General features: G+C 36.3%; 17 protein-coding genes and 1 pseudogene. 9 read left to right on the top strand and 9 right to left on the bottom strand.

Features of this window, described 5'->3' with window-relative positions:
- Nucleotides 1-263 precede the first annotated feature (263 nt).
- The gene (locus tag GHC26_RS14850; protein ID WP_163972038.1) at nt 264-440 is read left to right on the top strand and encodes a YjzD family protein; all 177 of its coding nucleotides are present in this window, start codon (nt 264-266) and stop codon (nt 438-440) included.
- 117 nt (nt 441-557) lie between these two features.
- Here GHC26_RS14850 and GHC26_RS14845 read toward each other — a convergent pair whose 3' ends face one another.
- A complete protein-coding gene (locus tag GHC26_RS14845) occupies nt 558-899 on the bottom strand; it encodes a hypothetical protein (protein ID WP_163972037.1) in 342 nt (113 codons plus the stop codon).
- Nucleotides 900-1,036: 137 nt separating this feature from the next.
- Here GHC26_RS14845 and GHC26_RS14840 point away from each other — a divergent pair, with 137 nt between their 5' ends.
- Nucleotides 1,037-1,852: an undecaprenyl-diphosphate phosphatase gene (locus GHC26_RS14840; RefSeq protein ID WP_226376958.1), complete on the top strand. Its 816-nt coding sequence runs from the start codon at nt 1,037-1,039 to the stop codon at nt 1,850-1,852.
- Nucleotides 1,853-1,932: 80 nt separating this feature from the next.
- The gene (locus GHC26_RS14835) at nt 1,933-2,637 is read left to right on the top strand and encodes a Crp/Fnr family transcriptional regulator (RefSeq protein WP_163972035.1); all 705 of its coding nucleotides are present in this window, start codon (nt 1,933-1,935) and stop codon (nt 2,635-2,637) included.
- Nucleotides 2,638-2,818: 181 nt separating this feature from the next.
- Here the strand turns inward: GHC26_RS14835 and GHC26_RS14830 are convergent, their stop codons facing one another.
- A complete protein-coding gene (locus GHC26_RS14830; protein ID WP_163972034.1) occupies nt 2,819-3,955 on the bottom strand; it encodes a TIGR04053 family radical SAM/SPASM domain-containing protein in 1,137 nt (378 codons plus the stop codon).
- Nucleotides 3,956-4,289: 334 nt separating this feature from the next.
- Nucleotides 4,290-4,532: a DUF2249 domain-containing protein gene (locus GHC26_RS14825; protein WP_163972033.1), complete on the bottom strand. Its 243-nt coding sequence runs from the start codon at nt 4,530-4,532 to the stop codon at nt 4,290-4,292.
- A 393-nt stretch (nt 4,533-4,925) separates the two neighbouring features.
- On the opposite strand from GHC26_RS14825, the gene GHC26_RS14820 reads away from it, so the two are divergent.
- The 6 genes from GHC26_RS14820 (at nt 4,926) to GHC26_RS14795 (ending at nt 10,107) form a co-directional block, all read left to right on the top strand.
- Nucleotides 4,926-5,618: a Crp/Fnr family transcriptional regulator gene (locus GHC26_RS14820; protein ID WP_205599233.1), complete on the top strand. Its 693-nt coding sequence runs from the start codon at nt 4,926-4,928 to the stop codon at nt 5,616-5,618.
- Nucleotides 5,619-6,395: 777 nt separating this feature from the next.
- The gene (locus GHC26_RS14815; protein ID WP_163972032.1) at nt 6,396-6,758 is read left to right on the top strand and encodes a hypothetical protein; all 363 of its coding nucleotides are present in this window, start codon (nt 6,396-6,398) and stop codon (nt 6,756-6,758) included.
- Nucleotides 6,759-8,082: 1,324 nt separating this feature from the next.
- Nucleotides 8,083-8,337: a DUF2249 domain-containing protein gene (locus GHC26_RS14810; RefSeq protein WP_163972031.1), complete on the top strand. Its 255-nt coding sequence runs from the start codon at nt 8,083-8,085 to the stop codon at nt 8,335-8,337.
- Complete coding sequence (locus tag GHC26_RS14805; RefSeq protein ID WP_163972030.1) at nt 8,327-8,542, top strand: DUF2249 domain-containing protein; 216 nt, start codon at nt 8,327-8,329, stop codon at nt 8,540-8,542. Before GHC26_RS14810 ends, GHC26_RS14805 begins: the two co-directional genes overlap by 11 nt.
- Nucleotides 8,543-8,546: 4 nt before the next feature.
- Nucleotides 8,547-9,785 (top strand): hypothetical protein, encoded by a 1,239-nt coding sequence (locus GHC26_RS14800; protein WP_226376957.1) that lies wholly within the window; start codon nt 8,547-8,549, stop codon nt 9,783-9,785.
- Between the two features lie 19 nt (nt 9,786-9,804).
- Nucleotides 9,805-10,107 carry a metal-sulfur cluster assembly factor gene (locus tag GHC26_RS14795; protein ID WP_163972028.1) on the top strand — a complete coding sequence of 101 codons (303 nt, stop codon included), beginning with the start codon at nt 9,805-9,807 and terminating at the stop codon, nt 10,105-10,107.
- A 133-nt stretch (nt 10,108-10,240) separates the two neighbouring features.
- Here GHC26_RS14795 and GHC26_RS14790 read toward each other — a convergent pair.
- The 6 genes and pseudogenes from GHC26_RS14790 to GHC26_RS14765 form a co-directional block, all read right to left on the bottom strand.
- Nucleotides 10,241-11,604 (bottom strand): annotated as a pseudogene (locus GHC26_RS14790) (IS3 family transposase).
- Nucleotides 11,605-12,838: 1,234 nt separating this feature from the next.
- Entirely contained in the window at nt 12,839-13,072 is a 234-nt protein-coding gene (moaD, locus tag GHC26_RS14785; protein WP_163972027.1) for a molybdopterin converting factor subunit 1, read from the bottom strand.
- Nucleotides 13,065-13,541, bottom strand: a complete 477-nt coding sequence (locus tag GHC26_RS14780) for a molybdenum cofactor biosynthesis protein MoaE (protein ID WP_163972026.1) — start codon at nt 13,539-13,541, stop codon at nt 13,065-13,067. The genes moaD and GHC26_RS14780 overlap by 8 nt, the downstream gene beginning before the upstream one ends.
- A 12-nt stretch (nt 13,542-13,553) precedes the next feature.
- Nucleotides 13,554-14,093: a molybdopterin-guanine dinucleotide biosynthesis protein B gene (mobB, locus tag GHC26_RS14775; RefSeq protein WP_163972025.1), complete on the bottom strand. Its 540-nt coding sequence runs from the start codon at nt 14,091-14,093 to the stop codon at nt 13,554-13,556.
- 82 nt (nt 14,094-14,175) lie between these two features.
- A complete protein-coding gene (locus tag GHC26_RS14770) occupies nt 14,176-14,487 on the bottom strand; it encodes a metal-sulfur cluster assembly factor (RefSeq protein ID WP_163972024.1) in 312 nt (103 codons plus the stop codon).
- A gap of 261 nt (nt 14,488-14,748) precedes the next feature.
- Complete coding sequence (locus tag GHC26_RS14765) at nt 14,749-15,510, bottom strand: alpha/beta fold hydrolase (protein WP_163972023.1); 762 nt, start codon at nt 15,508-15,510, stop codon at nt 14,749-14,751.
- Nucleotides 15,511-15,733: the final 223 nt, after the last annotated feature.

The following is a 15,733-nucleotide window of genomic DNA, read 5'->3' as shown; positions in this document are numbered from 1 at the left end:
ACTGTGAAAACGTAAAGTTTGAACAGATGTCGCACTTATGCCCATGGTGAAAGCGAAGTGTATTTCCGGAGCGGGTAAATGCTCCAACCATCACCTCAAGTTACTGCGCATAATATAGATTATGCGACATAAATAAAGTATTTCCTGAATAGCAAGATTCTTAGTATATGTATGTAGGGAGTGTTGCTAAAAAGTAATGCTTTTATTTTTTTAATGATTTTGGTAAACTATATGTGGAATGATATCGAAAATGAGGTGTAAACATGCGATACATAGCAACGATTATTTGGGCAGTATTAATAAGTGGCGTTCTTTCTTATGTACTTTCCAGCATGGGAAGTGAGCCATTTAATTTAACAAATACATTAATTCTTGCTGCTCTTTTCTCCATCGCTATTTTTATTTTAGGTGATGGTGCAATTAAAACCGAAGAAGAATAGTAAAGGTACGTACAATCAAATAGGTCTTTTTACGTGTAGGGGACCCTTGCCGATAAGGATGTATTGGCAAGGGTTTATTTTTAGTAATTGGTAAAGATTTATCCTTATTTTATTATTTTAATACCATGGTAGTGCTGTTAATGCCGCTAAAGCAGTAAGTGGTAATATTAATCTTCTAAAACGACGACGGGGACCACCATATCCAGGATAGCCTCCAAATCCTGGGTAACCTGGATAGCCACCATAACCAGGATAGCCGTAAAATTGGCGTCCTGCAAAACCTACAGCTGGGGCCATTTGTTGCTCATGAGGCTCAAGTGGTACTGCCATATAAACATTTTCATCATCTAATCCAGTGATGATCCCATCTACACTGTTCCCGTCAACAGTTTCTATTAACACATAAGAATGCATATGACTCTTACATAGATCGTACATATGTTTATAATCGTGTTTCATATTTTCAACCTCCTCACCAATTAGACTATTCATTTGCCTATAGGTTGGTGATAGGTTGGAAAAATTCATTACAAAAATTAGCTAATTTCAAATGGTTTCATTGGCCAAGCTAAAGGTGGAGGGATTTAATGGAATTTATGAGTGATTTATTATTGTTATTAAAATATGTTTTCTTGGGTCTTTTTCAAGGGGTAACCGAGCCAATTCCCATTTCTTCCAGTGGTCATCTTGTCATACTACGGGAATTAGTAAATTTAGAAATTAGAGGGCTTTCCTTTGAAATATTTGTTAATTTCGGTTCCTTAATTGCTGTATTACTCGTTTATCGCAACGATATTATCCGTCTCATTCAAAATGGATTCCGTTTTATAGCAACTAGAGAACAAGATGCAAAAAGCGACTTTCAATTTATTTTATTTTTAGTCGTCGCGACGATTCCAACTGGTATTTTAGGCATTTTACTAGAAGATATTATTAGTGATCAGTTAAGTACTGTTCGTGTAGTTGGGATTACGTTACTCATTACTGGTGTCGCACTATGGATTATACGTAATTTACAAGGAAGAAAAAATGATAGTCAACTAACCGTGAAAGATGCACTTATTGTTGGACTAGCACAATCTGCTGCACTTGTCCCAGGAATTAGTCGATCTGGTGCTACGATTGTTGCAGCAATGCTCGTTGGCATGAAAAAGGAAACCGCATTACGCTTTTCATTTTTATTATATATCCCTGTTAGTTTAGGAATCAGTATTTTGTCAATAGGAGACATTATAAATGATGAACACTTTGATGCGTATACAATCCCTTATTTACTGGCGTTTATGGCATCCATTGTCGCTTCCTTCTTTGCTTTGAAATGGTTCATTAACATAATGGCTCGTGGAAACTTAAAATACTTTTCATTCTATTGCTTAATCGTAGGCCTTATCGTTATCTTTTTCATTGCATAAATGAGAATAACTTTATACTCGACCAATCATCCATATTGGCTTACAATAGCAATAGAACTACCCATTAAGGAGGGGATATCATGCAAAATGATATAAGTAAATTTCAGATTTCCCCTGAGTTAAAAAAACTTTTTGATTCCGCTGATACGGTAAAAACAATTAAAAAAGGGGCTAACCTCTTTTCGGAAGGACAAATTGCAGATAAACTTTACATTATTCGCTCTGGAAAAATACAAGTAGGAAAACTCTCACCAGACGGAAGAGAGCTTGCTCTACGTATTTGTAACCGAGGAGATATTGTTGGGGAGCTTTCGTTGTATTCCGAAGACGTGAAATATATTTTAAATGCAAAAGCAATTGAAGATAGTGAAGTAGCAATTATTCATAAAACCCAATTAGAAGAGAGTTTACTACTCAATAGTGGACTAGCCATTGAATTTATGAAGTTAATGAATGACTTTTTTCGTCGTGATCAAACACGGTTTCGTGACCTTGTCTTACATGGAAAAAAAGGTGCGCTTTTTTCTACTTTAATTCGATTGTCCAATAGTTATGGAAAAAAGCAAGAAGATGACAGCATCTATATTGATATTGCCTTGACGAACCAGGAGTTAGCAAATTTCTGTGGTACTTCCCGTGAGAGTGTGAATCGAATGTTAAATGATCTAAAACGAAATGACATTATTTCCATGATAAAAGGCCGTATTATCATTCATGATCTTGATTATTTACGAACAGAAATTAATTGTGAAAACTGTCCAGTTGTCCTTTGTAGCATTCATTAAGACTTCAGTTGCTTTCTGCCATGTTGAAGGTTTATCCAAGCAACTGAAAAATAACCTACACGAAGAAAAACGAACCCATCGTACGTCTTTATCGAATGGGTTCGTTTTTCGTATGCTGGAAACATATACGGTCCTTTTGTTTTAAAGAACCTTCTAGCCATTTTTGCTAGAAGGTTTTTGTTTAATTTGTTTGTGCTTTTTTCTTTTTCTGACGCATTGCTTTTGGAATGTATACACAATATGGTTCGCTCTCCATATAATCTCCTGTTACGTTATAAGCACGTGAGCGGGATCCACCACATACATGACGGAATTCACAAACACCACATTTTCCTTTATATTTATCTGGATTACGTAAGTTTTGGAATACTTCCGACTCACGATAAATTTTCGCTAGTGGAGTCTGACGGACATTTCCTGCTTTAATTGGTAATAACCCGCTTGGGAATACGTCCCCTTTATGTGAAATAAAGACAAAGCCATTACCATCGTTTACGCCTTTTGGTGCTCGTCCTAGTCCATCAATTTTACCAGTGTCCCCTTTTACAAGCGCATCTTCATAATTAATATGGTCTGTATCACTTGTTGCTACTTTTTCACGCATTTTATTTTGAATAACAACGCGACGATAGTGTTGGGCAGCTGTTGTTTTAATATCAAATGGAACACGTTTCGATAATTTATACAACCAGCGTAATACACGCTCATGGTCGGCTGGTGAAATCATATCAGACTCTTTCCCACGTCCTGTTGGAACAAGGAAGAACACACTCCATAATACAACTCCTAATTTTTCAACCATTTCTGCCATTTCATCTAAGTAGTCTACATTATAACGGGAAATAACCGTATTAACCTGTAATGGCATTTCCAACTCTTGTAAGTAATTGATTGCATTCATCGTTAGGTCAAATGAACCTGATGTTCCACGGAAATGGTCATGGATTTCCGCATTATGGCCATCAATACTAAAGGCCCATCTTGATAATCCAACATCTTTTGCTTTTTTCATTGCTTCTTTTGTTACATTTGGTGTTGCAGATGGTGTCATTGAAACACGTACACCTTTTTTAATTGCATATTCTGCAATATCATATACATCTGGACGTTCCAATGGATCTCCACCTGTAAACACAAGCATTGGATTGTTCATTTCATATATATCATCTATTAATTTCTTACCTTCTTCAAACGTTAATTCGCGTGGATCACGATGGTATTGTGCCTCAGCACGGCAATGTAAGCATTTAAGCTGACATGCACGTGTTAGCTCCCATATAACAATAAACGGGTTTTCATTATAATCTTGTGGAAACATAGTACCCCTCCTAATGAATAACTAATTTAATTGTAATACGCTCATGTTGTAAAAGATGTGATTTACTTCACTATTGTCCATAACGTCACGAAATCGACATATTTGTTTGGTTAAAATAGAGAGTGAAAATGGTCTGCTCAATAGAGAATTGAGCATGTTTTGCTATCGAAAGTGAATCGAGATAGTATTCTTAGTGTACAAATAGGCCGAAATATCGGTGCAAGACCCCGCGAGAAACCTCAACATAAGTAAATCGATGCTATGTAAAAGCGTCTCCCATACAACTAGAATAGACCCCTGGCAAATTCACCAGAGGCCTATCACATGAACTATCTTATTTTTTGCCGATACAAACGCGCCATAATTCAGGACCTTCTTCAAGGTATTCCCATGAAAATGTATCATCGCCGCGTTCCATCATAAATTGATATTGTAATGGTTTTGGATCATGATCATTTGTTAACTCCATGAATTCTCCAGATTTTAGGCTATCAAATACTTCAAAAATTCTTGGATGACGAATTCTCGGTTCAATATCTGGTGCGTGTACTTTTTCTGTATAAATTACTTCACTCATTATAAAAAACCTCCTGTGTGGTGAGTTGTTAATGTTAACTATCTATAGGATAAAACGAAATGGAGGTCTATGTTGTGAGTCAAAACACCCTTTTAGTATGATTTATATCACGCTATCAAACTTTATTCACATTTATCCATTTAAAACACGCTAGAACATGGTAAAATAACACTATAAGTGAAACTTCAATCAGTGAGGGTTTCCTTTCCTCCCCACTGATGGTTAGTTGAACGAATCGGACATTTACGGGCAGTTTGAACCCACACTTACCTTTCTTGGATCTCCTGAGAAATCTTGAAGTCGGGTCTTACTGCCCGTTACATGCGGGCGAAAACACCCTAGATAACGATACAGCGATAACGCTTTTTTAGATAGAGAAGGGAGTCATTCCTATTGAATACACAATCCATAAAAGAGTTACTACAAAGCTTTACACTCTTCAAAGATTTAACAGACTATGAAATGGAACCAATCGTTGATTTGGCGAAACATCGTCTATATCGAAGTGGGACACACATTTTCATGCAAGGTGATCCATTAACAAATGTTTATTTCATTAATCAAGGAAAGGTGAAAATATATAAGACGGATTTCCATGGGAAGGAACAAATCGTCAATGTGCTGCAGCCTGGTGACATGTTTCCACACCAAGGGTTCTTTAGACAGGATAGTTGTCCTGCACATGCAGAGGTTATTGAAGATGCAATTTTAATTTATATTCCGATCCATTCATTTGAAAACTTCTTAATCACTCATCCTGAGATTTGTGTAAAGCTATTCCGTGTACTTGGAGATAAGATCGTTGATTTACAAGGGCGCCTCGAAGAACAAATTTTACACAACACCTATGAACAGATTATAATGCTGCTCATTCGACTAGCAAAGCATTATGGAAAAGAAACGGACGACTACCGTACTAAACTTACCACGCAATTTACGAACCGAGAATTAGCCAATATGATTGGATCTAGTCGTGAAACCGTAAGTCGTACATTAACACAACTAAAAAAACAAAGCCTTATGACTACCGACAAGTCAGGCTACATCATCCTAAGCGTAGAAGACCTAGAAGAAGAACTATTTTAACATTAGTCTGTTTTAGAAAGGCTCTTTTCGCATCCTTTGTTGTTTTTCTATGACGCATAAGCTATATGATGGGCAGTAACCTTGTACCGTTATTTTTAGACGTATGCAATTTTTCGTAGGTATACGTTGGATCATTTGAGTTTCTATTGGCTTTATGGTGACTTTCCCCGTATAAATCGGTCGAATAGAAGCGGTCTAATAGAACTTTTCAGTGGTTTAACAATTACTTCGGTCCATTAGAGACAGTCTAATGGACTTTTTCAGTGGTCTAACGTTTACTTCAGTCCGATAGAGACAATCTAATGGACTTTTTCAGTGGTTTAACGTTTACTTCGGTCCGTTAGAGACAGTCTAATGGACTTTTTCTTTGAGTTTATTGCCGTTTGTTCTGAATCAGTGATCATTAATGTTATTCATAGGTTACAAGTTCACGTCACATCATCCATCTTATATGCATGACGTTTCATACCTAAAAGCAATCTTTTAAAAAAACAGCCTTTGGAAAAGTAAGTAGTTCCGTTATTGAAGAGAAAATCGCAAAAAACAGTATAAACAACAATGTAAATTGCAGAACTTTGGGGAGGCAAAATACTCCCTTTTTATATGCTTAATCGCAATAATTTTAACATGCTAAGTAGTTAATAAAAGATAGAATATTCATGCAGGGAAGGGAAGAATGGTTTTTATGTTAAAATTTATATATAACTTATTTAACTAACGAATCAGGATTATTCAACAAGATAAATCAAATCTTTTAATATAATAAGGGGGGGTATTTTGATACTTTTAAGGAAATTTCTGGGATTTATTTTAACTACTTTGTTAATTGGAATATTTCTTACTTTTCTTTTTGCGATAACAGAAGGCTCAAGTTTCTTAGCTATTGGACTTCTTCTTACAGGTGCTTTTCCATTTGTACTTTTAATTGGGGTACCTGTATCTTTCTTATCTGATTATCTAACAAAAAATTTAAACGGAAAACAAAGAAATACAAAGGCATTATTTATTCATAGTATATTTGGTTTAATAGCTGGATTAGTGATTTCTTTCTTATTTGAGAGTTTATTTCTTGTTGGAGTAACAATAATAGCCGCACTTATATTCTGGTTAGTTGACGAAATTTTGAGGAAGAAAATTTAATGACCTGTTATTCAACGATTCGGTGCTTTAGTTGAAGAATGCTCGATAAAAATTTAACACACATAACTAAAAGGCATTGCTAAAAGTAGCAATGCCTTTTTCTTTACTTCTAACCACTAAATTAACAAAGGTATTAACAACGGTTTTCGCACCATTTTTAAACGTAAGACAATAAAAATTGTCACCCTGCTGTTTGTGCTTCTAATAGCAGTGTCATTTGCCTTGTTAAATAGTATTCAATGGCTTTATATCAACAAAAAAGTGGATGCTAAAACAATTGCTAAAATGCCTGTTAATTTAATTGTTATTTCTTGTTTTCTCTGCGTTAACGGAACTACTTATTGGAAAAGATTGCTTTTAGAAAACATTTTGCACATTAGATGGATGATGTTTACTTTTCTTTATAAAGTGAGTGCTAAACCCACGCTGTGGAAAATACTCACTTTCACCATGGGCACAAGTGCGACATTTCTTCCAACTCCCAACGGTCGTTTACACAGTGTTTTCTTTCACATCGGAGAACGCTTCAACCTCCATCATAGAAAACGTAAGCTCCTTGGTCACACTCGATAAGCTTAAGCCAATCCTCGGCTTGGCGATTTTTGCCACAAAGAGGATTGACTTAAGAACTCGAGGGTGTAGGCGCTGGCCGATGAGAACGCCACGTCCTGTGGCTCCATCGACACTAGGACGTCCTGTCCGTCGAAGTTAGACATCACGAGCAAAAAGCGTTCGCTGTGGGGTCTTCGACTGTTCCTTTTCCAGTAGTAGTCTCGCATTTTCCACAGCTTTGAATCATTTTCTACAAAAGTAAAAAGACGCTGTAAATTGAATAAGCCTAGTATTTGTTTAATTCACAGTTGAATGGACAATAGTAATGATAAAAATTAGTGTAGAACACTTAACGGAGGAAAAACATGGAGGCTCACCACTCCCCCGCGGTAAAGTAGACACTGTGAAAACGAATAGTTTGAACAGATGTCGCACTTATGCCCCTGGTGAAAGCGACTGTCTGGAGCAAAAATCAACCTCACTATTTTACTGCGCATTATATAGATTATGCATAGTAGAAAAGATATCAACGTATGCGAAAAGAGCCTAACATTAAAAGCGACATCACACGTTTAGCGTTGTATAGACTGCCTATTCGATGTGTCAGGCCATGTATTCGAAAATATCATATCTACTATATAAACGAGATAACCAGCAAATGGTGTCTCGTTTTTTGCTTTTCATGTGATGAAGGTCACTACTTTATTAATTGAAAATGATTATCATATAAGTGCAGACAATATATAAAATCATATATAGTAGAGGTGATCAAATGACAAACGAACATATCGTTGAATTAGATGTACGTGAAGATTTGCGATTAAAGAAAGAGCCTTTTGACAAAATCATGGGAACCGTTAAATCATTGGAGCCAGGACAAGCATTTGTACTCCATGCACCATTTAACCCAGTTCCATTACACAAAGTATTAGGGCGAAAAGGCTTTGAATATGAAGTAGAAAAAGTGGAGAAAAAACATTGGAAAGTGACTTACACGAAAAAGGAGGAAACCTCAAATGGTAATTGATAACCGTGGATTAGAGCCACCACAACCAATGATGCGAACCTTAAAAGCGTTAAAAAAAATGAACAATGGTGAAACATTAGCCATTATTAATGATAGAAGACCAATGTTTTTATATGAAGAATTAGATGAGCTTGGTTATTCACATGAAACCGAACCACAGGAGGACGGAAGCTTTAAAATAACGATAACGAAAACTGGTGATTAGCATGATGCCTCAAATGAAAACAGAAACGAACATTAAACTACCATTCTCTTTTATATTATATGGATTAGTCGCGCTCGTTCTGTCCCAAGTCATTCTTTTTATAAGCAATGACGCGTTAGTAGCAGGACAGTTTCGAATCCCTGACATTTGGATGGGTGCACATTTCTTATTATTAGGTTGGGCAGTCATGATCGTGATGGGTGCCATGTATCAGCTAGTCCCTGTCGCCTTTTTAACCCCCATTTGGAACGAAACATTTGGCTTTATTCAATTTGGAGTGACAGCCGTTGGAATTACCGCCTTTTCTATCCTTTTAGGTTTTAAACCAGATAGCGCGATCTATGGAGGAATGTTAGCCATCTTAGGCGTTCTGATGTTTCTTTTCCAGATGCTCAAAACCATCCTCAGTCAACAAACAAAAAATACGATGACTTATTTTGTCGTTGGTGCATTAGTCAGCTTTTTCATCACCATCGGCTTTGGCTTTCTTCTCGCTTGGAATCTAGCGTATGGTGGAATTGCCAGCCATAATACGATTTTGTATTCCCATATTGTGATGGGAGTTGCTGGTTGGTTTACACTTCTTATATTTGGTTTTTCCTATAAGCTCGTACCAATGTTTAGCCTTTCCCACGGGTTTTCGATGAAATTTGCTAAGCCTGCTTTCTTTTCTTATATTGCTGGTTTACTAGTTCTCATTAGTGGATTTTGGCTTGTCGCTTCTTTCATCCAAACAATTGGTTGGTTAGTCTTATTAGTCGGGTTTAGTTTATTTGTTCTTGATATAAAGGAAATTTTAACAAAACGTCTTAAGAAAAAATTAGATAAACCATTTACGTTTGCTTTACTCGCGATTGCAAATGGCTTAGTGATCCATGTCCTCGCATTTTTATTGAGCCTTTTCAATAATGCGAATGCGAAACTTTGGAGCTGGCTAATTTTCTTATATGTCATGACATGGATTATTTTTAGTATTCTTGGATATTTAAATAAAATCGTCCCATTTTTATGGTGGACCCATAAGTATTCTGATAAAGTTGGGAAAACGAAAGTACCAATGTTAAAGGAAATGATTAACGAGAAATTAAGTGTCACTATTTTTGTATTATTTGTCATTAGTGTGGTTGGTTTAACGATTGGAGCTTTAGCAGAAGTCGCACTGCTTGTTATGCTATTCCAAGCCTTGCTAACGATCGCTTCAATCGCTTATGTCATATCGATTGTACGAATACTTTTCATGTAAAGAAAGGAAGTGTTGCACAATGTCATTAGAAACAAAAGTTGGTGCAGCGTTATTTGAAGTAATTGATCCAGAACTAGGAATTAATATTATGGATTTAGGCCTAGTGTATGATATTCAAGCAGATGAAGATAAAAATGTCACTATCACAATGACTTTAACGACACCTGGTTGTCCACTTCACGATAGTATCACTTCAGGTGCGAAATATCAGATTATGCAGCATGTAGAAGATGTTGGAGAAGTGAAAATTGATCTTGTCTGGGAGCCTGCATGGACACCTAATAAAATGAGTGAACGTGCTAGAGAAATGCTATTGTATTAATGAATGGTGTTCATTTAGAAGGAAAATAGAAACAGAATTAGCATATTGTTTACCAAACTAAATAACATTACAATTGGTAAAAGAAAAACGCTCAGATTTGAAGTGACCCCAAAAAGTTAGACAGATAATTTTATTAAGCAGCTTGTTGGGCAAGAGTTCGGAATTGTATCGGACTCTTGCCTTTTAATTTTGACTTTATACGTTTGTTATTATAATAAAACATTTATTCTTCAAGTTCCTGTTTAAAATGTTCAATGCTTTCAAATTCATTTAGGTAAAGAAATTCAGATTTCATAATTCCAAAGAAGTTCTCTATAACGGCGTTGTCATAACGGTTTCCTTTACGTGACATGCTTTGTGTTATTTCATGTTCTTTTAAGACGTGACGATACTGTTTCATTTGGTAATGCCATCCCTGATCCGAGTGTAGAATTAACTCATCATTATCTGATATTCGCTCAAAAGACTTCTCTAACATCTCTGAGACAAGAGAGTAGGTTGGTCTGGTACCAATGGTGTACGTAATGATTTCACCGTTAAATAAATCTAGAATAGGAGATAGATAGAGTTTCTCACCAAATAATTTAAATTCTGTTATGTCCGTTACCCATTTTTCATTTGGCTTCTCTGCCTTGAAGTTACGGTCCAATATGTTTGGTGCCGTCTTACCTACTTTCCCTTTATACGAGCGGTATTTCTTCATACGAACCATACTTTTTAACCCTAATTCCTTCATTAACCTCTGAGCTTTTTTATGATTCACTTTATGCCCTTGGTTTTCTAGTTCATCTTTAATACGGCGGTAACCATAACGCCCTTTATGATCATGATATATCTCTTCAACCAATGATTTTAATTCTGCATCTTTGTCTGGACGATTGAATATTTTTACCCAGTAATAGTACGTACTACGTGGAATATCTGCCAATTTTATAAGTGCTTTCACCGAAAAGTCATTCCTTAGTTCATAGACTACTTTCGCTTTGTCTTGTTTGGTGATTTTTCCTTGTTTTGAACTAAGGTGTTCAACTTTTTTAGATACTCATTCTCCATTCGAAGATGTTTTACTTCAGCTTTGAGAGCTTCAATAGAGTTATCAGCTGGTACTTGTTTTTTTGTTTCTCTCTTATTTTCTTTTTTCATGAGTGTACGCCCCTTTTTCTTCGGTTTAAGGGCGTCTAATCCTCCTTTTTCATAAAGGATTCTCCATTTTCTAATCATGCTTGGAGAAGAGATATTAAAAATAACAGCTGTTTCATTTGGTGACGTCCCATTATCATTCATATAATTAAGTACGTCTAGTTTAAACTGTTCCGAGTAACTTGTATAGGATTTCTTTAATAACCCCTCTATACCATGAAGATTATATTGTGCTACCCAGTTCATTACCACACTTGAAGACGTCCCAATAGATCTTCCGATAGACTGATAACTCTCTTTTCCTTCTAAATAGCTTTGAACTGCATTTATTTTATCTTCTTCAGTAAATTTAGCCATATAAAAACTGCACCTCCAGTTGTTGTGTGTCCAACAATTGGGGTGCAGTTCAATTTAGAATCTGAGCGTTTTTCAACTAAAGCAACCCGTTAGCTTTTGGTGCTCCTTTAGATGTTATACACAAGAAAAGTGAAACAACTCGAATCTATGCTCAATTGAGTGGAAGATTCCGACAAGATTTTTTCAGAAAATATTTTTAGTTTAAAAAGGAGCAACACAGGATATTCTTAACGGGGTCTCTTTTCGGGTGCAAAACATACATTAAGTAATTGAAATAGCTGTCTAATTCACAACCACTTTGAGGTGTTTGCAATTGTTGATTTATCGGCGTTTATTGTATTTTATCAATTAATATAGTATAACAAATCACATATACATTAGCAGATTGGGAATAGATACCTAGTCTGCCATTTTGTGTGCTAAAGTGCCTGTTATTTTGTAAGTTGAAAATAAGAGACTCAGCTCTATTTTTTATAACCAAGCCTTAATTTTCATCTTAAACCTCGAATTCCCACATACCTTTCACGAGCCACTAAATTTTCTCGGGAAGTATGGAAAAAACAATACTCACGTTGAGGTTGATCTTTTCGTAATTCCTCATATCGATCCATTGCTTCTAAGGAATTTTCGAATCTGTCTATAATTACTACGTCTTCAATATATCTATATCCATTGTTTGAGTGCGCTTTTAAAGAAAAAGATAAGACTAAATCATATGCGATTTGGTCTTATCATAAGTGTGCTATTTCATATTTTGTAATTCAAGTCCGAACCGTTACATTGATTATAACGTGTGAGGATGTTAGATTGGAGCGATTTGGGATTGTCGCCTCAATACCTTTTTTGAGCTTTTCTTGCTGATTTATGCACTGAGGAGCTTTCTCGATTTATTTTTTTAATCTTCTGTGCTGATTCCTTTACCGAGGAGCTTCCTCGATTCGCTTTTTCAATCTTCTATACGGATTCCTACAATGAGGAGCTATCTCTATTACCTTTTCACTACTTTACCCGTTAATTCGGACACTGATACGCTCTCTCTGTTACCTGTTTGCTACTTTTCTTTTCGAAATGGGAACTGAGAAGTCTTCTCTGTTACTTGTTTATGATTTCATATGCTTATCTGGTCACTGACGAGCTGCCTCTATTACCTTTTCACTGCTTCCCCTGTTAATTCAGACACTGACAAGCACGATCTAGTAGTTTTTTCGAGTTTTCATCCTAAAAAAATACCGCGTTATCCCCCACTTACTGGTGGGATAAACGCCACAACATCGCCATCTTCTAATACGGTTGTTTCATCTGCATATTCCTCATTTACCGCAATCATCGCTTGATCAAGATTAGGTAGCTCATATGCTTGTAAATGCTTTTCTTTTAATTCCTTTATAGATATGCCTGCTGCTTCAATCGATAGCTTGTCACGGCCGAGTGATTCCTGTAGTTCAGCAAACAATAAAACGTTAATCATATTTTTTCATTTCCTCCTCTGTTGGGGGATGATGCTCATATGATTGATGTTCCTTCTGATCCCCGATCCAACTTGTTCCATCTTCCCAATGTTCTTTTTTCCATATTGGCACAATTTCCTTAATCCGTTCGATCGCGTACCGACTGGCTTCAAATGCGTCTTGTCGGTGAGGGGTAGAAACTGCAATCACAACAGCAGTATCAGAGATGTCCAAATGACCGATCCGATGCGCAATTGCTGTTTGTGCATCTCCCCATTTTTGTTCGATCTCTGCTCCAATTTGCTGCAATTTTTTCTCAGCCATTGGAATATATGCTTGATACTCCAGATATAATGTCCGCTTTCCTTTCGTAAATTCCCGAACCGTCCCAATAAAGGTATTAATAGCACCAGCTTCAGGCCGAACAACTTTATCTACAACATCATCGATCTGAATTGGATCGTTTGTAATCCAAAATTGCTTCTTCATGCGTTTTGTATCTCACCTTTCCATTCCTACATTTTCCATGATCCAATCAGCTAATTGTGGTAAATAATTAGCTTTTTCATCCAATAAAAATGTTTGTTGCTGTATTTGATCCAATAGTAAATCATTTTGAGAGGTAACAGCTATAACATTTGATAACGTTTTACTCCATTCCATTTCTTCCTCATCCTTGATGACCACTATCTTAGGGTATGCTGCTTTTTTATACCCCTCCACTAAAATTAAGTCTAGTGGAAACTGCTGATAAAAGGTGACAATCGTTTCTAGATCCCAAGTCTGTTTTGGATTGAAAGCCATTTGCATGATTGTCTCACCTTGAACAGCACTAATCGTTGCTCCTGCCTGGAAATGGCGATGACTATCTGTCCCTTTCACCATGTCAGGCTCTCCGCCATGTCCATGATGCTTTAATGCACCTACTTGAAAACCTTTCACCCTATCATAATATTCAACTAAATTCCGCATTAAGGTTGTCTTTCCGGTATTTTTATGCCCAACAATTTGGCATACTGGAACGGAATCCTCATTCTTCATAGAAGCAGACTCCCTATTAAAAATATAATCTTTCTAATATACAAAAAGGTCGATCCAATTATGAATCAACCTTTCGTTTTGATCAATCTGGAATACCTAATGCAATTTTTGCGTAACGAGACATCATATCTTTGTTCCAAGGTGGGTTCCAAACAATATTAACATTGATCTCTTTAATATCCGGAATATCTGCTAGCGCGCGACGAACATCTTGTTCAATATGCGCTGATAGCGGGCACCCCATTGCAGTTAATGTCATCGTCACATCGCATATACCTTCATCATTTAATTCAACATCATATACTAAGCCAAGATTAACAATATCTATACCAAGTTCAGGGTCAATCACATTTTCAAGTGCGCCCATTAAATTCTCTTTTAACGCTTCTTCCATGACCTTACCTCCTTCTCATTGTTACTTATATTTAAACATATTTTTCACTATTTTTAAATGATATAACTCACTTATTCACCTTGTTCACCATTCTGCCACAACCACTTTATCCCGCATGTAAATGGTTGGCCGACATAAACGTAACCTCCTCGCAAAAGGAAAAGTACTTTTGCTTCATGCGACGTAGTTTTCCTTGTCCTGGTACATTGTCGGCACTAGTACATCTTGTACATCGAACCCCCGACTGATAGAAATTTCACTTTATAAATAAGTTTCAAACCATTTCACTGCTTCTAAAATAGCAGGTCTAGTAACTTTATGTCCACGGTCTTTTTCTTTTACAAAGTGAATTTTATCACGACTTTTATATTGTTTCTCCACTTCCTTGTAAAATGTATACGAATGGTCAAATGGAACAACAGGGTCTTTTTCACCATGCCAAAAGAGTAATGGACGTCCATTTAATTTCTCAGGCTGTTGGGATAAATCATAATGATCAAGCTGATCAAATAATGCGGTAATTGTTTTTTCGCTCACTGGTAATTCCCCTGCTTTCCGAAAGCTATCAACTAGCATACCAGCATATGTACGCATTTTTGGAGATCCCATTAAAATGGCTGCTGCCTTGATCCATGAATATTGTGTAAGCGCAGCTGCAGTTGTGATTCCCCCCATACTTGTTCCAGCAACACCAAAACGATCTTCTAGAATTAGTTTCCGTTCATATAAATCTTCATAAATTCCTTTTAGTTCGTTAATATTTTGGATAACAATATCCCAAAACGCGATTTGTTTTTTAAATGCAGATATCTCTGTTTCCCGTTCACCATGATGTATACTATCAGGTAAAATAACACGATACCCTTTTTCTGCTAATAAATAGGCAATTGGTAAATTATGTTCTTTAGCACTTGTAAATCCATGAAAATAAACTACAACTGGTAATTGCTCATTTTTATTTGAATCATGCACAATATGTAAGCTTGGAATATCTGCAATTGATTCATGATAGATGGAAATCATATTTATTGGTCCTCTCATGTGAAATTTTTCTAAGTATTATTATTACTATTTTAGTAATATTCATTTATAATTACAAACAATATAACCCCTCAGTGGGTTCCGACTCGACAGGACGTGCTAGTACTGGCGTTGCGATTGACGTGATGATCTTAGTTGGACTTTCATCCCCACTGAATGTTAGTATCAGGACTTTACTGTCAGTTTATCCTCAACTTACACTTCT

The sequence above is a fragment of the Oceanobacillus halotolerans genome (assembly GCF_010993955.1).
Taxonomy (GTDB): domain Bacteria; phylum Bacillota; class Bacilli; order Bacillales; family Amphibacillaceae; genus Oceanibacillus_A; species Oceanibacillus_A halotolerans.
The sequence above is the reverse complement of the archived record's forward strand: the minus strand, read 5'-3'. Positions and strand labels throughout refer to the sequence as shown.